This window comes from Amycolatopsis sp. FU40, from assembly GCF_021903635.1.
Lineage (GTDB): Bacteria > Actinomycetota > Actinomycetes > Mycobacteriales > Pseudonocardiaceae > Amycolatopsis > Amycolatopsis dendrobii.
Genome location: NZ_CP091381.1, coordinates 8404226 through 8431034 on the forward strand (window position 1 = coordinate 8404226; position 26809 = coordinate 8431034).

General features: G+C 69.9%; 25 protein-coding genes. 13 read left to right on the top strand and 12 right to left on the bottom strand.

Annotated elements, in window-relative coordinates; translation table 11 throughout:
* The first annotated feature begins 5 nt into the window (after positions 1-5).
* Positions 6-455 (top strand): hypothetical protein, encoded by a 450-nt coding sequence (locus tag L3Q65_RS39880; RefSeq protein ID WP_182894634.1) that lies wholly within the window; start codon positions 6-8, stop codon positions 453-455.
* On the opposite strand, the gene L3Q65_RS39885 is transcribed toward L3Q65_RS39880, so the two are convergent.
* Complete coding sequence (locus L3Q65_RS39885; RefSeq protein WP_237597965.1) at positions 456-1292, bottom strand: dienelactone hydrolase family protein; 837 nt, start codon at positions 1290-1292, stop codon at positions 456-458.
* A gap of 194 nt (positions 1293-1486) precedes the next feature.
* Here L3Q65_RS39885 and glmS point away from each other — a divergent pair, with 194 nt between their 5' ends.
* The 8 genes from glmS (at position 1487) to tsaE (ending at position 11001) form a co-directional block, all read left to right on the top strand.
* Positions 1487-3349, top strand: a complete 1863-nt coding sequence (glmS, locus tag L3Q65_RS39890) for a glutamine--fructose-6-phosphate transaminase (isomerizing) (RefSeq protein WP_182894632.1) — start codon at positions 1487-1489, stop codon at positions 3347-3349.
* Positions 3350-3366: 17 nt separating this feature from the next.
* Complete coding sequence (locus L3Q65_RS39895; protein ID WP_237597966.1) at positions 3367-4809, top strand: NAD(P)H-hydrate dehydratase; 1443 nt, start codon at positions 3367-3369, stop codon at positions 4807-4809.
* A 50-nt stretch (positions 4810-4859) separates the two neighbouring features.
* Positions 4860-5684 carry a DeoR/GlpR family DNA-binding transcription regulator gene (locus tag L3Q65_RS39900; protein WP_182894630.1) on the top strand — a complete coding sequence of 275 codons (825 nt, stop codon included), beginning with the start codon at positions 4860-4862 and terminating at the stop codon, positions 5682-5684.
* Entirely contained in the window at positions 5674-7107 is a 1434-nt protein-coding gene (gene xylB, locus L3Q65_RS39905; RefSeq protein WP_182894629.1) for a xylulokinase, read from the top strand. The genes L3Q65_RS39900 and xylB overlap by 11 nt, the downstream gene beginning before the upstream one ends.
* 3 nt (positions 7108-7110) lie before the next feature.
* Entirely contained in the window at positions 7111-8211 is a 1101-nt protein-coding gene (locus tag L3Q65_RS39910; protein WP_182894628.1) for an ABC transporter ATP-binding protein, read from the top strand.
* Between the two features lie 131 nt (positions 8212-8342).
* Entirely contained in the window at positions 8343-9464 is a 1122-nt protein-coding gene (gene alr, locus L3Q65_RS39915) for an alanine racemase (protein ID WP_237597967.1), read from the top strand.
* The gene (locus L3Q65_RS39920; protein ID WP_237597968.1) at positions 9461-10549 is read left to right on the top strand and encodes an alpha/beta fold hydrolase; all 1089 of its coding nucleotides are present in this window, start codon (positions 9461-9463) and stop codon (positions 10547-10549) included. The genes alr and L3Q65_RS39920 overlap by 4 nt, the downstream gene beginning before the upstream one ends.
* A 23-nt stretch (positions 10550-10572) precedes the next feature.
* A complete protein-coding gene (gene tsaE / locus L3Q65_RS39925; RefSeq protein WP_237600996.1) occupies positions 10573-11001 on the top strand; it encodes a tRNA (adenosine(37)-N6)-threonylcarbamoyltransferase complex ATPase subunit type 1 TsaE in 429 nt (142 codons plus the stop codon).
* Positions 11002-11022: 21 nt separating this feature from the next.
* Here tsaE and L3Q65_RS39930 read toward each other — a convergent pair whose 3' ends face one another.
* Complete coding sequence (locus L3Q65_RS39930) at positions 11023-12681, bottom strand: DUF2207 domain-containing protein (RefSeq protein WP_237597969.1); 1659 nt, start codon at positions 12679-12681, stop codon at positions 11023-11025.
* 397 nt (positions 12682-13078) lie between these two features.
* Between L3Q65_RS39930 and L3Q65_RS39935 the strand changes: the two genes are divergently transcribed.
* Positions 13079-14146 carry a neutral zinc metallopeptidase gene (locus L3Q65_RS39935; RefSeq protein ID WP_237597970.1) on the top strand — a complete coding sequence of 356 codons (1068 nt, stop codon included), beginning with the start codon at positions 13079-13081 and terminating at the stop codon, positions 14144-14146.
* 134 nt (positions 14147-14280) lie between these two features.
* Here L3Q65_RS39935 and L3Q65_RS39940 read toward each other — a convergent pair whose 3' ends face one another.
* From L3Q65_RS39940 to L3Q65_RS39980, 9 genes are all read right to left on the bottom strand, one after another.
* The gene (locus L3Q65_RS39940) at positions 14281-15690 is read right to left on the bottom strand and encodes an MFS transporter (RefSeq protein WP_182894623.1); all 1410 of its coding nucleotides are present in this window, start codon (positions 15688-15690) and stop codon (positions 14281-14283) included.
* A gap of 366 nt (positions 15691-16056) precedes the next feature.
* On the bottom strand, positions 16057-17373 hold the full coding sequence (locus L3Q65_RS39945; protein WP_182894622.1) for a carboxyl transferase domain-containing protein: 1317 nt from the start codon (positions 17371-17373) through the stop codon (positions 16057-16059).
* Positions 17370-18791: an acyl-CoA synthetase gene (locus tag L3Q65_RS39950; protein WP_182894621.1), complete on the bottom strand. Its 1422-nt coding sequence runs from the start codon at positions 18789-18791 to the stop codon at positions 17370-17372. Before L3Q65_RS39950 ends, L3Q65_RS39945 begins: the two co-directional genes overlap by 4 nt.
* 109 nt (positions 18792-18900) lie before the next feature.
* On the bottom strand, positions 18901-19647 hold the full coding sequence (locus L3Q65_RS39955; RefSeq protein WP_182894620.1) for an ESX secretion-associated protein EspG: 747 nt from the start codon (positions 19645-19647) through the stop codon (positions 18901-18903).
* A gap of 2 nt (positions 19648-19649) precedes the next feature.
* Complete coding sequence (locus tag L3Q65_RS47520) at positions 19650-20942, bottom strand: hypothetical protein (protein WP_304504536.1); 1293 nt, start codon at positions 20940-20942, stop codon at positions 19650-19652.
* Positions 20942-21604, bottom strand: coding sequence for a DUF3558 family protein (locus L3Q65_RS39965; RefSeq protein ID WP_237597971.1), 663 nt, complete (start codon positions 21602-21604; stop codon positions 20942-20944). Before L3Q65_RS39965 ends, L3Q65_RS47520 begins: the two co-directional genes overlap by 1 nt.
* Positions 21604-22197, bottom strand: coding sequence for a DUF3558 domain-containing protein (locus L3Q65_RS39970; protein ID WP_237597972.1), 594 nt, complete (start codon positions 22195-22197; stop codon positions 21604-21606). The genes L3Q65_RS39965 and L3Q65_RS39970 overlap by 1 nt, the downstream gene beginning before the upstream one ends.
* A gap of 4 nt (positions 22198-22201) precedes the next feature.
* Positions 22202-22693, bottom strand: coding sequence for a hypothetical protein (locus tag L3Q65_RS39975; protein WP_237597973.1), 492 nt, complete (start codon positions 22691-22693; stop codon positions 22202-22204).
* A 113-nt stretch (positions 22694-22806) separates the two neighbouring features.
* Positions 22807-23352, bottom strand: coding sequence for a DUF3558 domain-containing protein (locus tag L3Q65_RS39980; protein ID WP_182894617.1), 546 nt, complete (start codon positions 23350-23352; stop codon positions 22807-22809).
* A gap of 79 nt (positions 23353-23431) precedes the next feature.
* Here L3Q65_RS39980 and tsaB point away from each other — a divergent pair, with 79 nt between their 5' ends.
* From tsaB to tsaD, 3 genes are read left to right on the top strand one after another with little or no spacing between them, the layout of a single operon-like run.
* Positions 23432-24097, top strand: a complete 666-nt coding sequence (gene tsaB / locus L3Q65_RS39985; RefSeq protein WP_182894616.1) for a tRNA (adenosine(37)-N6)-threonylcarbamoyltransferase complex dimerization subunit type 1 TsaB — start codon at positions 23432-23434, stop codon at positions 24095-24097.
* Complete coding sequence (gene rimI, locus L3Q65_RS39990) at positions 24094-24576, top strand: ribosomal protein S18-alanine N-acetyltransferase (RefSeq protein ID WP_182894615.1); 483 nt, start codon at positions 24094-24096, stop codon at positions 24574-24576. Before tsaB ends, rimI begins: the two co-directional genes overlap by 4 nt.
* Positions 24576-25622, top strand: coding sequence for a tRNA (adenosine(37)-N6)-threonylcarbamoyltransferase complex transferase subunit TsaD (gene tsaD, locus L3Q65_RS39995; protein ID WP_182894614.1), 1047 nt, complete (start codon positions 24576-24578; stop codon positions 25620-25622). Before rimI ends, tsaD begins: the two co-directional genes overlap by 1 nt.
* On the opposite strand, the gene wecB is transcribed toward tsaD, so the two are convergent.
* Complete coding sequence (wecB, locus tag L3Q65_RS40000) at positions 25603-26766, bottom strand: non-hydrolyzing UDP-N-acetylglucosamine 2-epimerase (RefSeq protein WP_182894688.1); 1164 nt, start codon at positions 26764-26766, stop codon at positions 25603-25605. The two genes, tsaD and wecB, sit on opposite strands and share 20 nt — an antisense overlap.
* Between the last annotated feature and the right edge of the window lie 43 nt (positions 26767-26809).

The window sequence follows — 26809 nt, forward strand, 5'->3', positions numbered from 1 at the left end:
ACGCGGTGAGCAGCGAAGACCTGGGAGCGGGATTCCGCCACAAGATGGCCCAGATCGAACGCGAGGCGGAGGAACGGCTCGCGTTGATCGGCAGCCGGGTCCGGAAGGACCTCAAGGAAAGCAAAGAGGCCAGCGACAAGCAGCTGCGCACGGTCGGCCAGGTGATCGTCCGCGTGCAGGAGAACGCCCGCCGTGCGGCGAAAGCCGGCGGCTGGGTGATGGAGTCGACCGTCGGCGACAAGTCCAAGGGCGAGGTCAGCTTCGGTTTCGAGGACGACGAAGCGGAGAAGGAACGTCGCGCTGATTACGGGCCGTCCGAGCCTGCTCCGCAGCGACCGAGCACGCCTCCGCCGACGCCCGCTCCGGCACCGCCTGCGCCTCCGTCGGGACGGCACCGTCGTGGCGTGCACCACGACGAGGACGACTTCACGAACACTGACTGGCTGGCTACCTGATCAGGCAGCCGGTTCCTCGTCCTCCGGAACCTCGATCGGCGCGCGCTTCACATCGGCGTCCAGCAGCGGCAGGTACTTGTCCGTACCCGTCAAATGCGTGAGAAAGAACGCAGTGAACAGCGCCTTCGTCAACTGCTGAGTCGCCCGCTGCGGCTTGCCCTGCAACAGCAGTTGGCTCCAGTGCCGACCCTCGGTGACCGCCAGGTGGGACGACTTCGCCAGCGTCCGCAGCTGCACCGGACCGGCCCACGCCTGCGCGATCGCGTCTGCGTGGCCGACCGCCGGAGCGACCAGGTCGCCGTCCACGGCCAGGTGCAGGCCGGGGGCGCTGATGACCTTCGCGGCTTCCGTCGCGGGCGGGAAGGTCTGTGCCGCGGCCACTGTCGCCACTGCCCGGACCTTCGGGCGGGCGTCGTCGCCTGCTCCGGCGGACTGGGCGGCTGCCAGCACTGCCGAGCCGCCGCCGGTGGAGTGGCCGGCCAGTCCCAGCTTCTCCGGGTCGACGCTGATGCCGTCCGGGCCGAGGCGGACTGTGGTGATGATGTCGAGCGTCGTCAGCAGGTCGCCGGCCAGCAGGCGGTGCGACGGGAGCGGGCCGAGCTGGGTCGCGGGGGCCGCGGCGACCACGCCCCAGCTCGCGAGGTGGTGCAGCAGTTGCCGGTAGCGGGTGGCGGGCTGCATCCAGCCGTGCCCGAACGCGATGGCGGGCAGGCCAAGGCCTTGGCGCGGGGTGAACACGACGCCGGGCAGTCCGACCAGGGCGAGGTTGCCGCGCACGACCTCGTGCGGACCCGGGTGGGACAGCTCCGCGAGCAGCTGCTTGGGCTTGCTGGCCATGCGCGTGACCTTACTGCCCGTGCCCCGCCCCGGCCCGGTGCGCCACCCCGATCGGTTTAGGGGTCCGCCGCCGGACTGCGCCGGCACCCGGTCAAGCGTTGTCGGGGAGGTCGCTCGCCCAGCTCAGCGGCACTGAAAACCCCGCTCTAGGGACCGGAGTAGGGGACTGGACTTGTCTCGTTACGCTAGTTCGCGTGTGTGGAATCGTGGGATACGTCGGACACCGCCCGGCTCTGGACGTCGTGCTCGGTGGGCTCCGCCGCATGGAATACCGGGGCTACGACTCGGCTGGCGTGGCGGTGCTGGACGGCGCCGGTGCGCTGACTGTCGAGCGCAAAGCCGGCCGGCTGGCCAACCTGGAGGCCCGGCTCGACGAGGTCGGCCGCGACGCGTTCACGGGCACCGCAGGCATGGGCCACACCCGCTGGGCCACGCACGGGGCTCCGATCGACCGGAACTCCCACCCGCACCGGGACACCACCGGCCGCGTCGCGGTGGTGCACAACGGCATCATCGAGAACTTCGCCGCGTTGCGCGCCGAGCTCGAGGCCGCGGGCATCGAGATGGCCAGCGACACCGACACCGAAACCGCCGCGCACCTGGTTTCCCTCGCCTACACCGAGGGCGACACCAAGGGCGACCTGCCGGCCAGCGTCGCCGCGGTCTGCCGCCGGCTGGAGGGCGCGTTCACGCTCGTCGTGACGCACGCGGACGAGCCGGACACGATCGTCGCCGCGCGCCGGTCGTCGCCGCTGGTGGTCGGGGTCGGCGAGGGCGAGCACTTCGTCGCTTCCGACGTCGCCGCGTTCATCGAGCACACCCGCGAGGCCGTCGAACTGGGCCAGGACCAGCTGGTCGTCATCACCCGCGACGGCTACCAGGTCACCGACTTCCACGGCGACGCGGCGCAGGCCAAGCCGTTCACCGTCGACTGGGACCTGTCGGCCGCCGAGAAGGGCGGCCACGAGTACTTCATGCTCAAGGAGATCGAGGAGCAGCCGGAGGCGCTGGCGAACACGCTGCGCGGCCACTTCGAGGCCGGCCGGATCATCCTCGACGAGCAGCGCATTTCCGACCAGGACCTGCGCGACGTCGACAAGGTGTTCGTCGTCGCCTGCGGTTCGGCGTATCACTCCGGGCTCGTCGCGAAGTACGCCATCGAGCACTGGTGCCGCCTGCCGGTCGAGGTGGAGCTGGCGTCGGAGTTCCGCTACCGCGACCCGGTTCTCGACCGCGACACCCTCGTCGTCGCCGTCTCGCAGTCCGGCGAGACCGCGGACACTCTCGAAGCCGTGCGGCACGCGCGCGAGCAGAAGGCCCGCGTCCTGGCGGTCTGCAACACCAACGGCGCGCAGATCCCGCGCGAGTCCGACGCCGTGCTGTACACGCACGCCGGGCCCGAGATCGGCGTCGCGTCGACCAAGGCGTTCCTCGCGCAGATCGCCGCGAACTACCTCGTCGGCCTCGCGCTGGCGCAGGCGCGCGGCACCAAGTACCCGGACGAGGTCGCCCGCGAGTTCGCCGAGCTGGAAGCCATGCCGGCCGCGGTGCAGAAGGTGCTGTCCACTGTGGAGCAGACGCGCGAGATCGCGCGGCGGATCTCCGACTCGCGCGCGGTGCTGTTCCTCGGCCGCCACGTCGGGTTCCCGGTGGCGCTGGAAGGCGCGCTGAAGCTGAAGGAACTCGCGTACATGCACGCGGAGGGTTTCGCGGCGGGCGAGCTGAAGCACGGTCCGATCGCGCTGATCGAAGAGGGCCTTCCGGTCGTCGTCGTGATGCCGTCGCCGAAGGGCCGCGCGGTGCTGCACTCGAAGCTGGTGTCGAACATCAGCGAGATCCAGGCCCGGGGCGCGCGCACGATCGTGATCGCCGAGGAGGGCGACGAGACCGTGCGCCCGTTCGCCGACGAGCTCATCGAGGTGCCCGCGGTCCCGACGCTGCTGCAGCCGCTGGTTTCCACCGTGCCGCTGCAGGTGCTGGCCGCGGAGATCGCGAGTTCGCGCGGGTACGACATCGACAAGCCGCGTAACCTGGCGAAGTCCGTCACCGTCGAGTAAGACCGGAGGCCGCCGCCGTGCAAGGAATCTGGACTACAGAACGGATTCGCGCGGCGGAGGACCTGCTGCTCGCGCGCACCCCGGACGGCGAGCTGATGCGCCGGGCCTCCTTCGGCCTCGCCGCCGAGGTGGCTGGGCTGCTGGCCGAGTACACCGGCGGCGTCTCCGGCCGTCGGGTAGTGCTGCTGGTCGGTTCGGGCAACAACGGCGGCGATGCGTTGTGGGCTGGGGCTTTCCTGCGTCGGCGCGGTGTCGCGGTGGCTGCGGTATTGCTGAAGCCGGAGAAGGCGCATCCGGCCGGATTGGCCGCACTGCGGCGATCCGGCGGTCGCGTGGTGTCCACTGCGGACAGTCCACAGTGGATCGAACGAGTGGACGTCGTCGTGGACGGCATCGTCGGCATTTCGGCTCGCGGCCCGTTGCGTCCGGAGGCGGCCGAGCTGGTCGCGCGGATCGAAGCGCCCGTGGTGGCGGTGGATCTGCCAAGCGGCGTCGACCCGGACACCGGCGCGGTCGACGGTCCGCACGTCACCGCCGCGCGCACGGTCACCTTCGGGGCGCTCAAGCCCGTGCACGTGCTGGCTCCGGAGGAATGCGGCGAGGTCGTGCTGGTGGACATCGGCCTGCGACCCTGGCTGGACGAGCCGGATCTGCACCGCCTTGACCTGGCCGATGTCGCCGAGGTGTGGCCGATCCCCGGCCCGGAGGACGACAAGTACAGCCAGGGCGTAGTCGGCATCGCGGCCGGATCGGCGACGTACCCCGGCGCGGCGGTGCTCGCGTCCGGTTCCGCGGTCCGCGCGACGGCGGGCATGGTCCGCTACGCCGGACACGCCGCGGACGTCGTGCGCTCGCGCTGGCCGGAGATCGTCGCGACTGGCTCGGTCACCGACGCGGGCCGGGTGCAGGCATGGGTGGTCGGTCCTGGCATCGGCACTGGCGGGGAAGGCCGCGAGATCCTGCGGCACATCCTCGGCCAGGGCGTCCCGGTGTGCGCGGACGCCGACGCCACCACGATCATCGCGAACACCCCCGAAGTCCTCGACGCCCGCGATCCGGACACTCCGCTCGTGCTCACCCCGCACGCTGGCGAATACGAACGCCTGATGGGCCGCCGTCCGGGCTCGGATCGCGTCGCAGCGGCGCGGGAAGCGGCGAAGAAGTACGACGCGGTTGTGCTGCTGAAAGGCCACTGCACGGTCGTCGCCGCTCCAGACGGCCGCGTCGCGGTGAACACTCCGCGCGGGTCTTGGCTGGCCACCGCCGGCTCCGGCGACGTGCTGACCGGCCTGGTCGGGTCATTGCTGGCCGCCGGACTCGATCCGTGGCTGGCCGCCGCCGCTGCTGCGCAGGTCCATTCGCTGGCTGGCGCGCTCGCCGCTGAGGACGTGCCGACGTCGGCGTCCGGTCTGGTCGACGCCATCCCCGCCGCGCTCCGGTTGGTTCGCGCGACCGCATAGTTATCGAGTTACGTGTTAACTCGACTCGCGATATCTGGTAAGAACGAGATGTGAGTCGAGACACGCCAGGACGGCCGAAGACGCGCCCGTCCGACGCCGCGGTGGAGCAGCGGCGCCAGGAGATCCTCGACTACGTCATTGACCAGGGCGAAGTCCGCATCGACGACCTCACCGCCCGGTTCGGCGTGAGCCTCATGACGATGCACCGCGACCTCGACGAACTCGCTGACAAGCGGCTGTTGCGGAAGCTGCGCGGCAAGGTCGAGGCGTACCCGGCGCTCACCATGGAGACCGCCAGCAGGTTCACGCTGCACTCGGCCGAGAAGGAAGCCCTCGCTGACCTCGCGATTCAGCAGGTCGAACCCGGCCAGGCGGTGTTCGTGGACGACTCCACCACGCTGTTCCCGCTGGTCGAGCGGCTGGCCCGGATCGAGCGCCTCACCGTCATCACCAACTCGCTGCAGGCCGCACGGCTGCTGGGCACCGGTGTCGACGTCGTCCTCGCCGGCGGGCATTACGACCCCGAGTACGACTCCTGCTCCGGCCCCGACGTGCTCGCGCTGCTCGAGCGCATCCGCGTGGACATCGCGTTCGTCTCGGTGAGCGCGGTCGCGGTGGGCAGGCTGTTCCACCCGGTCCGCGACTACGCCGAGCTGAAGAAGGCCGTGCTGCGCGCCGCGAACCGCAACGTGCTGGTCCTCGACCACTCGAAGTTCGGCCGCACCGCGACGTACGCGCACGGCACCGTCGGCGATTACGACCTCCTGATCACCAGCGAAGCCACTCCCACCGAGGAGATCGAGGCCGCGCTGAACGAAGGAACGGCGGTCGAGGCCGCGGAGTACGTCGAGGAGGGGCAGCCCTATGACAGCTGAGCTGGTGGCCGGGGTCGATTCGTCGACCCAGTCGACCAAGGTCGTGGTCTGCGACGCGCGCACGGGCGAGATCGTGCGCACCGGCCGGGCGCCGCATCCGGACGGCACCGAGGTCGACCCCGCAGCGTGGGCGCAAGCGTTTGCGGACGCCACTCGCGACGTCCTTGACGGCGTCAAGGCGATCGGCGTCGGCGGTCAGCAGCACGGCATGGTCACGCTCGACGAGGCCGGTGAGGTGGTCCGCCCGGCGTTGCTGTGGAACGACACCCGCTCCGCGCAGGCAGCCAAGGACCTGACCGAGGAACTGGGCGGACCCGGCGTGTGGGCGAAGTCGGTCGGACTGGTCCCGGTCGCGAGCTTCACCGTCACCAAGCTCCGCTGGCTCGCCGAGCACGAACCGGAGAACGCCGACCGGGTCGCGCGCGTCCTGCTGCCGCACGACTGGCTCACCTGGCGGCTGCTCGGCTGTCCGGAAACCGCGGTGACCGACCGCGGCGACGCCTCCGGCACCGGCTACTTCTCGCCCACGGACAACACGTACCGCCCCGACGTTCTCGCGCACGCGTTCGGCGGCCGCACCCCGGATCTGCCGACGGTGCTCGGCCCGTCCGACGTCGCCGGGCACACCAGCGAGGGCATGCTCGTCTCCGCCGGCACCGGCGACAACATGGCCGCCGCCCTCGCGCTCGAACTGGCCCCTGGCGACGCGGTGATCTCGATCGGCACCAGCGGCACGGTTTTCGGCGTCACCGAGACCGGCGCGGCCGACGCGAGCGGCCTGGTCGCCGGATTCGCCGACGCCACCGGCCGGTTCCTCCCGCTGACCGCCGCCCTCAACGCCGCCCGCGTGCTCACCGCGGGCGCGGCGATGCTCGGGGTGGACCTGGCCGAATTCGACCGGCTCGCACTGGCCGCCGAACCGGGTGCGGGCGGCCTCACGCTGCTGCCCTACCTCGACGGCGAGCGCACCCCGAACCTGCCCGGCGCGACCGGTTCGCTGCACGGTCTGACCAGGGCGAACATGACGCCGGAGAACGTCGCGCGGGCGACCGTCGAGGGCATGGTCTGCGGCTTGGCCGCCGGGCTCGACGCGGTGCGCGCGCAGGGCATGGCCGTGAAGCGCGTGCTGCTTATCGGCGGTGGCGCGCAATCCGCCGCGGTCCGCGCGATCGCGCCGATCGTGCTTGGCCTGCCTGTCGTGATCCCCGAGGTCGGCGAGTACGTCGCGCTCGGGGCCGCTCGACAGGCCGCTTGGGCGCTTTCTGGCGCCGCCGAACCGCCCGCGTGGACCGGAACCAAGAACCAGCTCGGGTTGGACGAGCCGACCGGGGCGCTGCGCGCCGCGGGCATCGAGATCCAGCAACGCCACCTCGAGGCGCGCGAGGCCGCGCACGGGGTTTCCGCGAAATTGGGAGAGGACTGACCGATGGCCAGCATCACCTACGACAAGGCGACCCGGCGCTACTCCGGGACCGAGCGTCCCGCGGTCGACGCGCTGGACCTGGAGATCGCCGACGGCGAGTTCCTCGTGCTGGTGGGGCCGTCGGGCTCGGGCAAGTCCACCGCGCTGCGGATGCTCGCCGGACTGGAGGACATCGACGAGGGCGCGGTCTGGATCGGCGACCGCGACGTCACCCAGCTGCCGCCGCGTTCGCGCGACATCGCGATGGTGTTCCAGAACTACGCGCTCTACCCGCACATGACGGTCGCGCAGAACATGGGCTTCGCGCTGAAGATCGCCGGGCGGCCCGCGTCGGAGATCAAGCAGAAGGTGCTCGACGCGGCGAAGCTGCTGGACATCGAGCAGTACCTGGACCGCAAGCCGAAGGCGCTGTCGGGCGGTCAGCGTCAGCGCGTCGCGATGGGCCGTGCGATCGTGCGCGAGCCGCAGGTCTTCCTCATGGACGAGCCGCTGTCGAACCTCGACGCGAAGCTGCGTGTCTCGACCCGTACGCAGATCGCCGCACTGCAGCGCCGGCTCGGCGTCACCACCGTGTACGTGACCCACGACCAGGTCGAGGCCATGACGATGGGTGACCGCGTCGCGGTGCTGTCGGACGGTCTGCTGCAGCAGTGCGACACCCCGCGCGCGCTGTACGACCGGCCCGCAAACGTTTTCGTCGCGGGCTTCATCGGCTCTCCGGCGATGAACCTGGTCGCCGCGAAGCTCACCGCGGACGGCGCCGAGGTCGGCGGCGTGCAGGTGCCGCTCAAGCCCGAGGTCCGGTCCGCGGCCGACGGCGACACGGTCACCATCGGTTTCCGCCCGGAGTCGCTCGAGGTCACCACCGACACCGCCGGCGCGCTGCCGATCAAGGTGGAGCTGGTCGAGGAGCTGGGCTCGGACGCTTACGTCTACGGCAAGCTTGGGGCAGGCGTCGAGGAGAGTGCCGAGGGTTCGTCACGCAACGTGGTCGCGCGCGTCGACCCGCGTACGCCGCCCGGCATGGGCGACACCCTGCACCTGCGGATCCGACCGGACGAGCTGCACGTGTTCTCCGGCACGTCCGGCCAGCGTCTCTCCTGAGCCGATACTGCGCCGATTATTGCCAATTCGGCCACAGCCACGGCCGAATGACTTCGTAGCGACGGTTGCGTGCCGCGTGGGGGTCGGCCTACTTTTGGCCGAATTGGCAACGTGGGAAACTGGCAGTCGTTATGACTGCCAGTTCTCCGCACGCCGAGACCGTGATCGATCTCGGCGCACTGCGGCACAACGTTTCCTTGCTGGCCGCCCGGGCCCCCGGTGCGGCCGTGATGTGCGTGGTCAAGGCCGACGGGTACGGCCACGGCGCGATTCCCGTCGGCCGCGCCGCGGTCGAGGCCGGGGCGAGCTGGCTCGGCACCTGTTCGCTGCGGGAAGCTCTCGACCTGCGGGCCGCGGGCCTTTCCGTGCCGCTCTTCAGCTGGCTGGACGTTCCGGAGCTGGATTTCACGCCCGGCATCGAGGCGGACGTCGACCTCGGCGTCAGCTCCCTCGGCGAGCTGGCCAGGGTCGACGCCGCGGCGACGCGCGCCGGGAAGCGCGCCCGTGTGCACCTCAAGATCGACACCGGGCTGAGCCGCAACGGCTGCCCGCCCGCCGACTGGCCCGCGCTGGTCGAGGCGGCGGCCAAGGCGCGCGGCGTCGAGGTCGTGGCCGTCTGGTCGCACCTGGCCTGCGCCGACGAGCTGGGGCACGCGTCGATCGACGCGCAGGCGAAGCTGTTCGGCGAGGCCTGCGACGCGGCTCGCGCCGCCGGTCTCGACCCGATCCGGCACCTGGCGAACTCCGCGGCCACGCTCACCCGGCCCGACCTGCACTTCGAACTGGTTCGCCCGGGTATCGCGATGTACGGCCTCAACCCGGTGCCCACCGACGACGACCTGCGTCCGGTGATGACCTTCCGTTCCACCGTGGTGCTCACCAAGCCGCTCGCGGCAGGCGAATCCGTCTCCTACGGACACACCTGGACCGCGCACGAGGACACCACGCTCGCGCTCGTGCCCGCCGGGTACGCCGACGGGGTGCCGCGCACGCTGTCCGGCCGGATGGACGTCTGGCTCGGCGGGAAACGGCGGCCGGTCGTCGGGCGGGTCTGCATGGACCAGCTCGTGGTCAACGTCGGCAACGAGGACGTGCCCAAGGTGGGCGACGAGGTCGTGCTGTTCGGAGCGGGCCGCTCGGGCGAGCCGACCGCGCGCGAATGGGCGGACAAGATCGGCACCATCGACTACGAGATCGTCACCTCGATGTACCGGCCGCGGGTGCACCGCCGGTACGTGGGGGAGCGGGCGTGACTCCGTCGGCGCGGCTGTGGGCGATCGTCGGCGGAGTCGGAGCGGTAGTGACGGGCGCGGCAGCGGCAGTTGTCGCGTCGCAGCAACGCAAACCGACCGAGGATCCGTTCGCCGACGAACCGCTAGGCGAGCTGAAGCCGGACCGGACGTCCACTGTCGCGGCTGAAGACGGCACGCCGTTGTCGGTCGAGGAGATCGACCCTGAGGACGGTGAGAAGCCGGAGCTGACTCTCGTCGGAGTACACGGCTTCGCGCTTTCTCGGCGCTCGTGGCACTTCCAGCGCCGCGACGTCGCTTCGCTGCGGCTGCCGCGCGTACGGCAGGTCTACTTCGACCATCGCGGTCACGGTCTGTCCGGAGAAGCGTCCACTGAGACGTCGACGATCGAACAGCTCGCGCACGATCTCGACAGCGTGCTGCGCGCGTTAGTGCCCGAAGGACCGATCGTCCTCATGGGACATTCCATGGGCGGCATGGTGATCATGGAACTGGCTGCGCAACGGCCAGACCTCTTCGAAGACCGCGTATGCGGCGTCGCTTTCATCGCGACCGCGGCGGGCGAAGTCGGTGCACGCGGGTTGCCGAGGCCGTTGCTGTCCAAGCGCAACCCGCTCACGCGCGGCGTCGGCGAGCTGGCCGGATGGCAACCCGGGTTGGTGGAGTTCGTGCGCGCGGCAGGGGGTCAGCTGACCCGGCAGGCAGTGCGACGGCTCGCGTTCGGCAGCCGTGACGTCTCGCCGCGCCTGGTCGACTTCATGCTGGAAATGCTCGCGGTGACGCCGGTGCGCGGGCTGATCAACTTCGTGGACACACTCGGCAGTCACAATCGCTACGCTGTGCTGGCCGGGCTCAAACACGCGCAAGTGCTGGTCATCGGCGGCGACGCGGACCGCTTTACCCCGTTCGCGCACGCCGAGCGCATCGCCGCCGAGCTGCCGGACGCGGAGCTCGTGCGGGTGCGCGGAGCCGGGCACATGGTGCAGCTCGAACAGCCCGAGCTGGTGAACAGCCATCTCATCGACCTGCTGCAGCGCTGTGGTGGCAGCGCCGCGCCGAACCGGCGAAACTGGTGGTGGACAAGGTGATTCTGGAAACCCCCGAGGACACGATGGCCTTCGGGCGGACGCTGGGCGCGGCATTGCGCGCGGGCGACCTGGTGCTGTTGGACGGTCCGCTCGGGGCCGGCAAAACGACGCTGACCAGGGGGATCGCGGACGGCCTCGGCGTCGGCGGACGCGTCAGCTCGCCGACCTTCGTGCTGGCGCGGGTGCACGCCGCGGGTGCGGCCGGGGTGCCGCTGATCCACGTGGACGCATACCGGCTCGGCGGCGATCTGTCCCAGTTGGACGACCTCGATCTGGACACTGACCTGGAATCGTCCGCGGTGGTCGTGGAGTGGGGCGAGGGCAGCGCGGAACGGCTGTCGGAAGACCACCTCGTCGTTCGCCTGACCCGCCACGACGACGACACCCGGGCCGTCGTGCTGGAACCGCACGGCTCCTGGACTGCCCGGGTCGACGAGTTGCAAGCGGCCTAGCGCTTACCGTCCGGCAACCCTCTACGACCCGGTTTTCGACGGTTCCTTCGTCAGCGCGTGGTTGAGCGCGGTCAGGAAGGCCAGCAGCCGAGGGCCGAAGCGACGCAGGTCATTGTCCTGTTCGACGCCGCCGTACCAGGAGAGGCCGGCCTGGCCGTCGGCGTCCGGGTCCAAGCCGGCGAACGCGCCGAGCCAGCGTTCGGTGTCGCCGAGCACCACCGCGTACGGCAGAGAACGGGAGAACACCATCTCGCGGTCCGCCGGGCGTTCGATGTCTTCCGCGCGCAGACGGTGCAGGTAGTGCAACAGCCCGCGGATCTGGCCGGCGACCGCGCGGCCGCGGGCGGTGCGGGACGGCAGCAGCGCGCGAGCCGCGGCGAGACCCAGGCCGGCGAGCGCGACCGCGACGCCCAGCAGCGCGTGCCCGACGGTGAACGAAAGCACCGCCGTCGCGACCAAGCCGAGCACGAACAGCAGGATGCCGGGCAGCGCCAGCACCCCGCGCGAGGTGTCCGGACGACGCGAGAACCATTGGCTGGCAACGACGTCGCGGTACATGGAGTCCTGGATCGGTGCCGCGTCGAGATCGTGCAGCCGGGACAGCAGGACGGTGTCGGTACCTTCCGGCAGCAGCGTTTCGCAGACCACCCGCTCGAAATCGCGCAGGTGCTCGTCCGGCGGGTTCCGCCGGGAGATCTGCCAGTCCGGACCGGGAAGCTCGGCCAGCCACAGGTAATTCCGCACCGCCAGATCGACGACGGTGGCCGCGATGTCCACCGGGTCCACCGACTCGTCCATCACGGTGCCGATCTGCCCGGGAAGCACCCCGTCCGGAGAAGCGAACCAAGTTCGGCCGTTTTCCTGCAAAAGAACTTCGATTGTGGTATCGCCGACGCTGGTCGCGAGTTCGTCCTGCTTTCGGCGCCGCCATACGAATAGTGCGGTGGCAATCAGCAAAACGGCAACCACGGCGAAGCCGATGACGGACGGCAAGGTGAGCGAGAATGCCGCCGCCAATGCGCTGGCCGGCACGAAATCGGCATTCGCCGGCGCGGTGCCTGGCGGCAGCCCGACTGACAGTTCCATCCGCGCGCCCGGCGGCAAATCGTTCTGCTGCAGCCGCAGCACGCCGGTGTGGTCGACCTCGGACAGCGTGCACGGCTGGTTCGCGCCGATCGAACAGGTCACCGGCGCCATCTGCCGGGCCGGGGCGAGGAAGGACGCCTTGATTTCCTTCACCGGCTGGTCGAAGCCGCCCGCGACGAGCGCGCGCACCTGCTGGCCGCCGCCCTGGTCGGCGAGGGCGCCGGCGAGTGTGTAGACGACGGTGGATTCGCCCGCGCCGAAGGTGAGCGTCAACTGGTCGTCGGCCTGCGCGACGGCGCCGCCGCCGGTGGCCTTCGCGTCCCGCACCGTGTAGCGGAGGTCCTGCCCGTCGTCGGCGGGCAGTCGCAGCGGCAACGTGGACACCAGCCGTTGTCCACCTGGGACAGTCACCTTCTCGGTGACCTGGAAGCCGCCGTCGCGCAATAGTTTCAATGCGATTTCCGCAGTCGCTTCGGGGGACGCTTGCGCATTCTCGGAATGCCACCCGGTTCCGGAGAAGGCCGCCGCCGGACTCGGACCGGATAATACCGCCAATGCCGCGATCGCCGCCGCGGAAACCCATTTCCTCGCCACGGCAGCAGAGCCTAGAGCACACCGGCTAGGCTGGGTGCCCCGGCAGTGGAAAAAGCCGGATTACGCGAATCACGCAATCGCAGGGGGAACGATGACCTGGCCACCGCAAGGCGGTCCTTATCCGGTTCCGCCGGGAGCCGTCCCGCTCCCGCCGCCGCGGCCGCTGCCGCCCGGGATGCCGCCGGGCCCCGGGATGCCAGGCGGCGGAATGGCGGGGCCGGGGATGCCGCCGGGCCAGCAGTTTCCGGGCGGGCCGCCGACTCCGCTGGCACAGCAGTTCCCTCCCGGACCGCCGGTTCCCACTGCCGGACCGGCAGTTCCTTTGCCGCCGCCTGCCGCGCCGTTGCCGCCACCGCAGGTCGCTCCGGCGCCGGGACCATTCGCCGCGTCCCCTGGTGTGCCCCAGCCGGAATTCGGTCCGGTCGCCCGGTTCGACGGCTACCGCGCCGGGCGACCGCCGAAGAAATCGCACGCCGGGGTGATCGTGCTGGTGTCGGTGCTCGGCGCGATCGTGCTGGTCGTCGGGGGACTGGCAGCGATCGGTGCGGCCGTGCACAAAGACAAGCGCGTCGACGCGGCGAGCACCACGCCGCCGACGTATTCCTCGATCTCCAGGGAAACGCAGCCCACCCGGTACACCACCGAAAGCAGCACTTCGACCACTGCCACCTCGACAACCAGGGAAACCCGCGAAACCACCAGCGACTCGGAACCGGCGTCCGAGGCCCCGCCGGCGCCCCGCGGCCCGCGACCGGTGAAGGAGACCGCGCGGAACCCGCTGTTCGCCAGCGCCGACGCCGGATTGCAGAACGTGGCGTGCACGCTCAGCCGCTGGAGTTCGGACCGGGCCGGCGCGGAACGGTTCTTCCAGTCCGGCATCCGCTGCCTGGATTCGGTGTGGGCGCCGGTGCTCGGCGACGCCGGCCTTCCGTTCGAGAGCCCGAACCTGGTGGTCGCGCAGTCCGGCCAGATGCAAAGCCCGTGCAGTTCGTCCGGTGACAATTTCGCGGCCTACTACTGCCCGACGAACGAGACCATCTACATGCCGATGGACAAGCTCCAGATCGAGGAATACGGCGCGCATCCCGGCATCTACCTCGCGGTGCTGGCCCACGAATACGGTCACCACGTGCAGAACCTGTCCGGCGTCGAGGAGGCGATGAGCGAACAGCGGTACGACGCGGGTGCCGACTCCGACGCCGGGCTGGAACTGTCCCGCCGTCTGGAACTGCAGGCGCAGTGCTTCTCCGGCATGTTTCTCGGTGCGTCGTCGGCCGCGGGCGGCTCGATCGACCGCAACATCTACAACGAGGCCTGGAACTCCGAGGACCGCGGGGACCACGGCGGCGGTCCTCGGGACCACGGCACCGACGAGCACTCCGCCTCCTGGTGGCGCCAGGGCGCGACGAAGAACCGCGCCCAGCAGTGCAACACCTGGGCGGCGAACTCCTCCGACGTGGCCTGACCCGCGACGACGACACCCGGACCGTCGTGCTGGAACGCACGGCTCCTGGACCACCCGGGTCGAAGAGCTGCAAGCGGCCTGACGCCAAGAAGGGCCCCTCGAACGCGAGGGGCCCTTCGCAGCTCGTCAGGCGGTTACTTGCTGGCCTTGGCCGCCGCGTCCTCCGAAGCGGACAACGACGGAGCAGACCCCGGCAACGGCTTCTTCGCGGTTTCCTTCAGCTTCAGCAGCGTGAGCACGCCGACCACGCCGGCGATCATCAGGTAGTACCCGGGCCACTTGAGATCCCCGGTCGCCAGCACCAGCGCGCTCATCACCAGCGACACCGTCCCGGCGAACGCCGACACGAAGATGTTGAACGAGATCGACAGCCCGCCGTAGCGGACCTCGGTCGGGAACAACGCGGGCAGCGTCGACGGGCAGGTCGAGGAGAAACAGATCAGCAGCAGGCCCATCAGGACCAGGCCGAGCAGCACCGAGATCAGCGACCCGCTCTTGAGCAGCAGCACCATCGGGAGGCCGAGCACGATCAGCCCGCCGGCGCCGACCCACAGGATCGGCTTGCGGCCGATCTTGTCGCTGAGCCGCCCGAGAAGCGGGATGAGCAGCACACCCAGCCACAGCACGCCGATCTGCAGCCATTCCGCCGCGGTCGCCGAGATCGCCTGCCCGCCGTTCGCGGACATCGTGCGGTCGTCCTTCAGATAGGTCGGCATGTAGCTGGTGAGCATGTAGTTGGTGACGTTCCAGGTCACCACGAGCCCGCCGGCCAGCAGCATCGTCGGCCAGTACTTCGCGAAGATCGTGCGGACCACGTGCTTGGCCTCGGCGTCCTCGCGCTTGCCCGACTCGTCGAGCAGCTGCTGGAAGGCAGGCGTCTCCTCGAGCTTCGTCCGGAGGTAGACCCCGACGATGCCGAGCGGAAGCGCCACCATGAACGGGATCCGCCAGCCCCAGGTGTCCATGAAGGCCGGAGTGGAAACCAGCGGGAGCACGGACGAGACGGTCGCGCCGAGCGCGTACCCGATGAAGGTGCCGAACTCCAGGAAGCTGCCGAAGTAGCCGCGGCGGCGGTCCGGGCTGTACTCGGCGATGAACGTCATCGCGCCCGCGTACTCGCCGCCGGTGGAGAAGCCCTGGAGGACCCGCGCGCACACCAGCAGGATCGGCGCGGCCAGCCCGATCGAGGAGTACGACGGGATCAGTCCGATGAGGAACGTGCCGGTCGCCATCAGGATGACGGTCACCGCGAGCACCTTGGTCCGGCCGATCTTGTCGCCGAGCGGGCCGAAGAACAGGCCGCCGAGCGGGCGCACCAGGAACGCCACGGCGAAGGTCGCGAACGTCGCGAGCTGGGCCAGCGCGGGATTGCCGGGCGGGAAGAACTGTGCCTCGATGGTGGTGGAGAGGTAGCCGTAGACCCCGAAATCGAACCACTCGGTGATGTTGCCGACCGCGGCCGCGCCGACCGCCCGGCGCATTGTCGCGTCGTCCGTGACGGTGGCGCCGCCCGACGGCCCCCTCCCGTCTGCTGCCTCTGTCACATCGCTCCCTTCGCGTTTTCAGGACTCACTGCGCAGAGCCCCCGACATCACCTACCGCGAGCGGTCCAAAGCCTAACGTGACACGTCTCACTCCCGCTCGGGGGTAGCGGAGGTAACGCAGACCGGGGAGCATGCGTTGTAGCAGGTAGATACCTGTAAAACCCCATCAACTCGCTCGCGTCGGCCAGCGGATCATCCGGATTCGCCGACGGCACTTTGACGCGCGCAACCCGTGAGGAGGAGCCGCAATGACGGCAGTATTCGTGGCCATCGCAAGCTGTGCAACCGCGGGAGTCGCTGTAGCGGCCACCCTCGCGTCCTACGCGCAGCGCAAGTGGCGGGTCCGCGCCGTCGAGGCGTGACCCGTCAGGACTCGACGATCCCGGCTGCCAGGCCGAGGCCGACCAGATCCTGCGGGCGCAACCGCAGCTGGCCGGCCACGGCCGGCACGTCGGTCATCGGGCGTTTCAGGATCGCCGCCGCCGCTTCCGGGGAAGTGACCGAGAAGTAGGCGTCCGGGGCGATCCACATAGCACCCGAAGCGGCGAAAGCCAGCGCGCCACCGGAACCGCCTTCGCCGATCACCAGCGTCGTGACCGGGACAGCGGCGGTGGCGATCGCCTCGAACAGCTCCGCGATCGCTGGTCCGATCCCGCCTTCTTCCGCTTCCGCGTCGTTTGCCGCGCCGGGAGTGTCCACAAGAGTCAGCACCGGAATCCCTAGCCGGGACGCCAGCCGCACGAGCCGTGCTGCGGTGCGAAAGCCGGCCGGGCGCGTCGCGGTGCCGCACTGTGCTGCGTACGCGATCGTCCGGCCTTCTCGCCAGCCGAAGCCACATTGGACGCCTTCGTCCACGTGACCAGCACGGTCGCCTTGCACGTTCTCTCGCCAGTCGAAGTACGCGTCGAGGTACTCGGGTGCGCGCGCTCGCGAAGACGCGCGTGCGGCTCGTACAGCGTCCCAGCCGGTTTCGGGCAGCGCGGCGTCGCGAAGGGCCTTCGGCGGGGGAGCAGGCTCTGCCGACGGCGAAGCCAACAGCTGTAGCCATCGCGCGAGTACGTCACCTAGCTCGGCTGTTTCAACGAGACGGTCGACCTGACCCCACTCGAGCTTCGCTTCGACGGTGTACGCCTCTGCCGGAGACGTCGCAGGCCGTACGCGGGAGCCGGCGAAGCCCACTTGGGCGTCTGGCAGGCCCAACACGACGTCGGAACCGGCGCCGAGCGTCGCCCAGCCACCGCCGGTGGACGGATCGCGGAGAACGGAAATCTGCGGCACGCCCGCCGCGCGTGCTTCCGCGGCGGCGCGGGCGATTCGGTGGAGCTGGGAAAGCGCGCGCATGCCGTGCTGCATCCGGCTGCCACCCGTCGCGACCAGCGAAACCACTGGCAGTCCACGTTCTTTCGCGTGGGCGAAGGCGGCTTCGACGCGGTCGCCGGTCTGCTGTCCGATCGAACCGCCGAGGAAGCCGAACTCCCAGGCGATCAGCACCGTGGGCACGTCGCCGATCTTCGCCTCTCCGACGACGACCGATTCGGTCTCGCCGGTGCGCGCGGCGGCGGCCGCCCTGGCCTCCGGGTACCCCGGCCAGCCGAGCGGATCGTCCGCCGGAGTGTCCGCGACGGGCAGGTCGGTGAACCCGGCGGAGAGGCCGGACAGCAGTTCGCGCGCGGTGGTCCTCATCCCAGCGCTCGCTTCATGACTTTGCCCATGTCGTTGCGCGGCAAGGCATCCAGGTATCGCACGACGCGCGGGCGCTTGTGCGGGGCGAGCAGCTTCGACACGTGGCCGGCGAGTTCCTCGACCGTCGGGCGCGCGCCGTCCGGCACGACCCACGCGACGATCCGCTCGCCGAGGTCGTCGTCCGGTTCGCCGGTCACCGCCACCTCGGCGACGTTCGGGTGTTCCAGCAGCGCGTTCTCGATCTCGCCCGCGCCGATCTTGTAGCCGCCGCTCTTGATCAGGTCGGTGGCCTTGCGCCCGACGATCCGGACGTAGCCGTCGGGGTCGCGGGTGGCCATGTCGCCGGTGCGGAACCAGCCGCCGTCGAGCGCGGCGGCGGTCGCGTCCGGGCGGTTGAGGTATTCGGTGAACAGATTCGGCCCGCGGACCTGGATCTCGCCGACGGTGCCGGGTTCGCTGACCTCGGCTCCGGCCTCGTCGACCAGCCGCAGGCCGACCCCGGCGAGCGGGACGCCGACCGAACCCGGCTTGCGCTCGCCGTCGGCGCGGACGCTGGTGTTCATCAGGGTTTCGGTCATGCCGTAGCGCTCCACGACCTGCTGTCCGGTCGCGGCGGTGATCCGCTGGTGGTCGTGCACCGGCAACGCGGCCGAGCCGGAAACCAGCAGTCGCGCGGACTTGAGCGCGCCGGCGAGAGCTTCGTCGGTCGCGACCGCTTCGGCGATCCGGTGGTACATCGTCGGGACGCCGAACAGCATCGTCGCGCCGTTCGCGAGTTCCGCGGTGACGCCTTCGAGGGAGAACCGCCCCAGGTGGCGCACAGTTCCGCCGCGGCGCAGCGGTCCGAGAATGCCCAGGATCAAGCCGTGGACGTGGAACAACGGCAGGCCATGGACGAGTACGTCGTCGGCCGTCCACTGCCAGGCGTCCTCGAGCGCGTCGAGCGTGGTCGCGATCGCGCGGCGGGGGAGTACGACGCCCTTGGGCGGACCGGTCGTGCCCGAGGTGTAGACGATGAACGCGGGCGCTTCCGCGTCCGGCTCGCTGGCCGGCGGCTTGCCGTCGCCCGCCAGCGGAATGTCGTGGCGCGGCAGGTCAAGCGCGGCAGGCAGGTCGACGCCGGGCTCGGCGAGCACCAGCGCGGGCTCGCTGTCGGCGAGGATGTGGCCGAGTTCGCGTTCGCCGATCTTGGGGTTGAGCGGCACCACCGGAACCCCGGCGAGCAGCGCGGCGACCACCGCGACGCTGGTGTGCAGCGTCGGCGTCGCCCACACCGCGACCCGGCGGTCAGCGGGCAGTTCGGCGGCCAGCGCCCCGGCTACTGCGCCGAGTTCGGCGTAGGTGAGTTTTCGGTCGCCGAAGCGCAGCGCTTCCTTGCCGGATCCGGCGGCGACTGCGGGAAACAGCGGATCGGGCACTTTCGCGGACCTCCTGCGTCACCGGCACCTGGAACCGCACCGTACCGCCTTGTGGCGGCCGCCACCTGCGACGCGATTCACAGATCCTGATTGTCAGGGGTACCCAGGTTCAGGCGAGATTATCGAGCAGCGCGCGCACGCGTTCGACCATCGTTTCGTGCCGGGCCGGGGCGACGTTCACGTACCGTTCGCCGCCCTCGGTTTCGGAGAACGAGAACAGGTAGCGGCCGTGCTCGGTGTCGTAATACGTGCAGATGTCGCGCCCGCTGATCCGCCGCCCGCCGAGCCCGTCCCGGACGGCCGCGGTGATCTGCCCGCCGCCGATGCGGGGGAGTGCGGCGACGTCAAGCAAATGCCGGACGTCCTGCCGAGCCGGACCGCCGTCGATCGCCAGGTTCAACGCCGATTCCGGCACCGACACCGCCTGCCCCCGCGCAGGCTGGACGCGCGGCAACTCCCGGATCAGATCCTCAGCCAGCGCATCCGCCCGGGCCGGCCGCAGCACCACCGTGCTGGTGGACGGCATGTGGCAGGCGAGCACCGCGTCTTTGTTGAGCGCCGCGACGACCAGCTGATACCGCCGATCCCGCCCGCTCTCGACGGTCGCCGACAGTTCGCTGGCCCCGCGACACAACACGGTCATGGTCCGGACGAACGTCTCGTCCAGACCGCCGCGCCCCCACACGCCTTGGTCAGCCATGGCGCTTACCGCAGCTTCGCGATACGCGCGCGTCTCCTCCGGGTCGCGCCACAGCGGGTCGGGCGCGAGCGAGGCCGGGAGCGAAACCCCAGCCAGTTCCGCCGCGAGGGGCAAGCAGTCGGCAGGGAGCACCACCTCGCGGGCGAGCACGAGCATCGTCAGAGCCCGATCACCGGCGGAACCGCCTTCGGAAGCTCCCCGATGAGCGCGGCGTCGGGGTCCTGTTCGACCAGATAGTCGGCGGTCTCGTGGACGAGGTCTTCTTCCCCTTCGCCCTTCTGCCCGCGGCCCATCGCGCCCGCACCCATGCCCGGTGCTCCGGCACGCCCGTTGGCCCCCGCTGCCGCCCCGCCTCGCCCGGCGGCTTCGGCGCTGCCGAACGTCCCAGTGCCAGTTCCCGCTCCTCGGCCGACGTTGTTGCCCGCGTTGCCCGCGTTGCCGCCGCCGTTGCCGAGGCTGCCCGCGCTGCCTCCGCCGATCCCCGGAAGCCCCGGCGTGTACAACCCGCCGCCCCCGCCGGTGGTGTTGGGGTTGCTGCTGTTGAACGACCAGGAATGGGGATTGCTGGTGCTGTTGGGGTTGTTGACGCTCGTCAGATCCGGCGGGACGTAACTGGACGTCCGAGTCTCGTCCGGCAGGTTGCCCGGCGGCGGCACATGATGCCCCGACTCCGGCGGATTACCGGGCGGCGGGGTGTAGCGCTCCGGATCCCACCGGTGAGTCTCCGAGGGAGGCAGCGTTCCCGGCGGCCCAGTGCGATCGTTGGTGTGGTCGCCGTGGCTGGTGTTGCCGCCGGTACTGCCGGTGCTGTCGCCGACGTACCCGCCCTCGGAGTAGGTGCCAGCGGTGCCGCCCGGCCCGCCCGGGGTGTAGTGCGTGGGCAGATGCGCCGTGCCGGTGCCGCCGGGCTGCGTGATGGTGAAGTCACCGCCGGCGGAGGGAAGCGCGAGCTGCCCGTATTGCGACGGGTCCGCCCAGCGAGCGGAGTTTTCCGTCGATTCCCCGTGGTAAGACTCGTAACTGCTGACGACTTCTTGCGCTTTCTTGTTCCACGCGTCGATCTCGTTGGCACGGTTGGAGAGGAAGGACAACGGAGTGTCGCTGACCCAGTCGTCCGACGGTTTGTCCCCGAGATCGCCGACCGACACGATTTTGTCGCGCAGTCCGTCGAAGGAACCGCCCTGGCCGGAGTAGAGCGCCTGCGCTTGCGCGAGGTGCTGGCCGCTGGTCTGGGAAGCCTGGACCAGCGGCCCGGCCCCGGCGTAGGCCCGGCCGGCGGCGTCGCCCTTCCAGTACTCGTCCATCGAGCTCTGCAGTTGCCGCATCTCGTTGGCGATGTCCTCGTGCTGCGAGGAGAGGGCCGCCGACTGGTCGGAACCGTGGAACATGCCGCCGGACCCCTTGCCCGATTTGACCAGGCGAATGATTTCCTGCGGGGAGAGGTTAGCCATCAAGCACCTGCCTTGAGAGTGGTGACGGCAGCGGCCGCTGTTTTTGCTGCCAGTGCGCACGGGTCGTTGTATCCGGGGAACGATTTGTCGAGCAGCACGGAGGCGGTGAAGGTCTCGTCGTCTTTGCTTCCGACGGCGATTTGGCATCCGCCTCGTTTGCGGGCGTCGGTGGTGCCAGCGGAGACGGCGGGATAGCCGTTGACGTCGGGTACGGCTTCGAAGTAGCCGGATTCGCTGTCGGCGTTGGTGTAGGCACCGGCGAGGCCGCCCTGTCCGGGAAGCAGTCCGAGGCCGACGCTGTTGTCCCTGTCGTCGTACCAAGTGCACAGCGGCGCGACGAGGCCTTGGTCTTGCCGGTGGCGGACGGCCTTGATGACCTCAGTCGCCTGCGCGTCGCTGAGCAGGGCGTACGGGTTCTGCTCGTATTTGGCGGCGTCGAACGGGTTGCTCACCTTGGGCACGTTGTGCGCGGTGCTGGTCGGTGCCGAAGACGACTCGGGCGTCGCTGGAACCGGGGTCTCCGGGTTTGAGGAACGGGCAGCGACGGCGAGCAGAAGGAGACCCCCGGCTGCGGCGAAGGCGACCGGTTTGGCTGACTCTGGCCCAGCGACCCCGGAGCCGGCGGCGTCGCGAATGACATCCAGCACGATGCGTCTCGCCATCAAGCACCGGCTTTGATCGTCGTGATGGCGGCCGCGGCAGTTTTGACCGCCAGCGAGCACGGATCCTGATAGAGCGGCGATTGTGGCTGGAGCAGGATCGAACTGGTGAAGGTTTCGTCGTCGGTGATACCGACGATGGCCTGGCAACCACCACTTTTCCGGCTGTCGGTCGTTCCGGAAAGAACCGCCGGGTAGCCATCGATGTCGGGGATCGCTTCAAAGTAGCCAGACTGGCTGTCTTGGTGTTGATACGCGCTGGCCAAACCACCCTGGTGCGGGAGCAGCCCGAGGCCGACGCTGTTGCCGTCGGCGTCGTACCAGCTGCAGATGGGCGCGACGGCACCTGCGGCCTGGCGGTTGCGAACGGAGTTGATGAGCTGGGTCGCCTGGGCTTGGCTGAGCAGGGCGCAGGGATTCTGCTCGTATTTGGTGGCGTCGAGCGGGCTGGTCACCCGCGGTACGTTGCTCGCGGTGCTGGACGGAGCCGCGGACGACTCCGAGGTCGCCGGGGTTGGGGTGCCCGGGTTGGAAGAACAGGCGGTCGCAGTGAGCAGCAGGAGCGCGCCTGCCGCAGCGTAAACGGTCGTCTTCACCGGGTCATCCTTGCTTGCGCAGGCCGGCGGTGTTTGCGTGCTCCTGTTTTTCGTACTTGGCGATGGCATCCCTCAGCTGATTCGCGTAGCCCTGTGCGTAGGACTGCTGCTGCTTGAGGCTTGCCATATAGGCGTCGGCGTGACTGTCGGCCGCCTGCTTCTGCAGCGTGCTGGCCGGGTCGTCGGCGGGCTGCGGCAGCCCCTTGAACTGATCGCCTAGCCGCATCATGTCGCTGAGCTTGTCCGCGATCCCCTGCCACTTGGGTTGCAGCTTCCGCATCGCGTCGACGTCCATGTTGAACCCGCCGCCCGCCGCGGCCGCGTTGACCTTGGCGTCTTCGGCCGCGCGCTGCTGGTAGACCCGCGTGCCGGTGGAGTTCATCGCTTCGCCGTACTGCTTGTCCTGGCGGTCGCGTTTGGCCTGTTCCTCCGGGTCGACGTACCCAGCACGCCCGTCCGACGGCTCGCTGCTGCTGGACGACTGCCCATTGCCCACGATGACGCTCCCCCTCGGCTCCCGGCGGCACTGTCTGCGACTGCCGATGCTCTGACTGAGCTTAATCGGTCGAGGTTCCGCGTGTGGACAAAATCCCCCAAGCCGGGCAGGTCTCAGGAAGCTGACCTGAGGGTGGCGACGACCGCCGTGGCTGCTTTGAGGGCGACCGCGCAGGGGTCGTCGTAGGACGGGGACCGCGGGTGGAGGACGACTGAGCTGGTGAACGTCTCGTCGGAGCGGACACCGACCGCGACCTGGCAGCCGCCTTGCCCTCGGTTGTCGAGGACGTTGGTGTAAGCCGCCGGGTATCCGTCGATCGCGGGGGCTGGGTCGAAGTAGCCGGTGCTGCTCCGGTTTTGGCCGATGGCGGCGAGGCCGCCTACTGCTCCCGCAAAGCCGATGGTCAGGGTGCTGTTCTTGCTGTCGGTCCAGGTGCAGGACGGCATGACGGCACCGGTGGTCTCGCGATTGCGGACCGCGTTGAAGACCTCCGCGGCCTGCGGGAGCAGCGCGCACGGGTCCTGTTCGTATTTCCGCACGTTGAGCAGCGGGGGCGCCTCGGGCGGGGCGGAAGACTCCGCCGGAGGAGCCGGAGGGGCCGAACAACCAGCCAAAACCAGCGCCATGCCCACCAGGGCCGCGTAAGACAGCTTAGTCACGGAACGTATCTTTCCGGACCTCGGAAACCGACCCGCCCGCTCCCCGGTCCCCATCGGACCAGAGCTATCCTGGGAAATCGTGCTGGTATTGGCGATCGACACGGCTACTCCGGCGGTGACGGCGGGCATCGTCGCCGTCGACGAGGCTGAGCTTGTCACCCGGGCGGACCGCGTCACGGTGGATCCTCGGGCGCACGGCGAGCTGATCGCCCCGCATGCGCTGGCCGCTGCCGAGGAGGCTGGGGTCACGCTTCGCGAGCTCGACGCGATCGTGTGCGGCGTCGGGCCGGGCCCGTTTACCGGACTGCGCGCTGGCATGGCCACGGCGGCTGCGTACGCGCACGCGCTCGGCATCCCGGCGTACCCGGTGTGCAGTCTCGACGCGATCGCGGCGGACGTCGTACGCACGGAGAAGCCGTTTCTCGTCTTCACGGACGCGCGGCGCCGCGAGGTCTACTGGGCTGCGTACGACGCTTCGGGCGCGCGCACGGACGGTCCCCACGTACAGCGGCCCGCGGACATCGAGACTGACATTCGCGTCGCGGCGGGCGACGGTGCGTTGCAGTACGCGGCAGCGGTGGGCGTGGTGCCGATCGAGCCGCGGTTTCCGTCGCCGGCTGGGTTGGTGCGCGTGGCGCGTACGGCGCTTCTCAAACGCGCGGAGCCGGAGCCGTTGACGCCGCTGTACCTGCGTCGTCCGGACGCTGTCGAGCCCACGGCGCGCAAGAGGGTGACTGCGCTGTGAAGCTCGACCAACTGCGCCGCGCTGACGTCGCGAGGTGCGCGGAGATCGAGAAGATCCTCTTTCCCGGCGATGACCCGTGGAGTGCGCGCGCGTTTCATTCCGAGCTTGACCAGGGGCATTACTACCTGGCGGCGCGGTCGGACGACGGGGAGACGCTGCTTGGGTACGCGGGGCTCGCGGTGGTCGGGCGCCGCGGGGACTACGAAGCGAACGTTCACACGATTGGCGTCGTGCCGGAGGCGCAGGGGCAAGGCATCGGCAAGGCCCTTCTGCGTGCGTTGCTGACGCGCGCTGACGAGCTGCACGCGGCGGTCTTCCTCGAAGTGCGCACGGACAACGACCCCGCCGTGAACCTGTATGAGGCGCACGGTTTCCAGAAGCTCGGCATCCGGAAGCGCTACTACCAGCCCTCCGGCGCGGACGCGTTCACCATGGCCCGCCCCGCGCAGGCCCCGGCACGAGACGAGGTGGCCGGCTGATGGCGCGCGTCATCATGGGCATCGAAAGCTCCTGCGACGAGACCGGGGTCGGCCTCGTCCGGCTGCACGACGACGGCACGGTGGAGCTGCTCGCCGACGAGGTCGCGTCCAGTGTCGACCAGCACGCTCGCTTCGGCGGGGTCGTGCCGGAGGTCGCCAGCCGCGCGCATCTCGAAGCGATGGTGCCGACGGCGGAGCGCGCGTTCGCCACGGCCGGGCTGAAACTGTCCGATGTGGACGCGATCGCGGTGACGGCCGGGCCGGGTCTCGCTGGTGCGTTGCTGGTGGGCGTTTCGGCGGCGAAGGCGTATGCGACCGCGCTGGATGTGCCGCTGTACGGCGTGAATCACCTTGCCGGGCACATCGCGGTGGACACGTTGCAGCACGGTCCGTTGCCGACGCCGGTGCTGGCGTTGCTGGTTTCCGGCGGCCACACGCAACTGTTGCGAGTGGACGACATCGCGTCGAGCATCACCGAGCTCGGGTCCACTGTGGACGACGCGGCGGGCGAGGCGTACGACAAGGTCGCGCGCGTGCTGGATCTTCCGTACCCGGGCGGGCCGCCGATCGACAAGGCAGCCAAACAGGGCAACCCGAAGGCGATCGCGTTCCCGCGCGGGATGACCGGTCCGCGCGACGCGAAGTTCGACTTTTCCTTCTCTGGCTTGAAAACGGCAGTGGCTCGCTGGGTGGAGAACGCCGAGCGAGCTGGCGACCAGGTGCCGGTGAACGACGTCGCGGCGTCCTTTCAGGAAGCGGTCGCGGACGTGCTCACCGCGAAGGCGATCCGCGCCGCGCGTGAACACAACATCGGCACGTTGGTCATTTCCGGTGGCGTGGCAGCGAATTCACGGCTTTCCGAGCTGGCCGCGGAGCGCTGCGCGGAGGCAGGCATCGAGCTGCGTGTGCCGCGGCCGCGCCTGTGCACGGACAACGGCGCGATGATCGCGGCGTTGGGTGCGCACGTGGTAGCGGCCGGTCGATCCGTGGCACCGCTGGACTTCTCGGCGAACCCAGGCTTGCCGGTCAATGTTGTGTCCCTTTAGGACTCACCAGGGCAGCGGCATCAAGGGACACTCCTAGCAGCGCCTCGATCGCCGAAGCTGACCGTGCGGCCGCGGAACCGTTTCCGTACGGATTCGTTGACTCGGCAGCACTGATCTCGCCGCGGAGAATGCGCGCGGCGGTATCGGTGATCAGCTCGGTGTCAGTGCCGACCAGCCAAGCGCAGCCGGCTTCGACGGCCTCCGGGCGTTCCGTCGTGTCACGCAGCACCAGCACGGGGGTGCCGAAGGTCGGCGCTTCTTCTTGAATACCACCGGAATCCGTCAACACGAGCGACGCCAACCGCAGTGCGCGCACGAGGTCCGGGTACTCCAACGGCTCGGTGACGGTCACTCGCGCGACCCCGCCCAGCACTTCCTCGACCTGTTCCCGCACGGCCGGATTTGGATGCACCGGGAACAGCACTTGCACGCGTGGATGGGCGTCGACGATCTGGCGCACGGCGGTCAGCGTGCGTTTCAACGGTTCGCCCCACGACTCGCGGCGGTGCGATGTCACCAGCACCAACTGCTCGCCCGCTTCGGCGATTCCCATCTCCAGCAAGGCAAGCGCCGGATCGCGGGCGGGCAGGTCACGCGCCGCCACCGCGAGCACAGCGTCGACGACGGTGTTGCCAGTACGCGTGATCCGCTCCGAAGGCACGCCCTCGGCCGCCAATGCCGCGCCCGCGGCCGCTGTCGGGACAAGGTGCAATGCGGCGATCCGCGAGATCATCTGCCGCGTGCCCTCCTCGGGGAACGGCGACGCCAAGTCGTGCGTACGCAGTCCGGCTTCGAGGTGCACCACCGGAATGCCGAGCCAGAACGCGGCGAGCGCGCCGGCCAGTCCGGTGGTGGTGTCGCCTTGCACGACGACCGCCGACGGCTGGTAGCGGCGCAGCGCGGCATCGAGCGCGGGCAGCAGGCCGGACACCAGTTCCGCCTGCGTGCCGGACACCCGTGGCGGCACGTCGAGCCACGCGTCGATCCCAACCTCGAACGGGGCCAGCGCCTGTTCGACCATGCCCTGGTGCTGACCGCTGTGCACGACCAGCGGCCGCAGCCCGGGCCGGGCCTCCAGGGCCAGCGCGAGCGGCGCGAGCTTCACCGCCTCCGGGCGCGTCCCGGCCAGCAGCATCACGTCCAACGTTTTCACCCTTTCGAGTGTCCCGGAAATCCGGGCTGCCGGC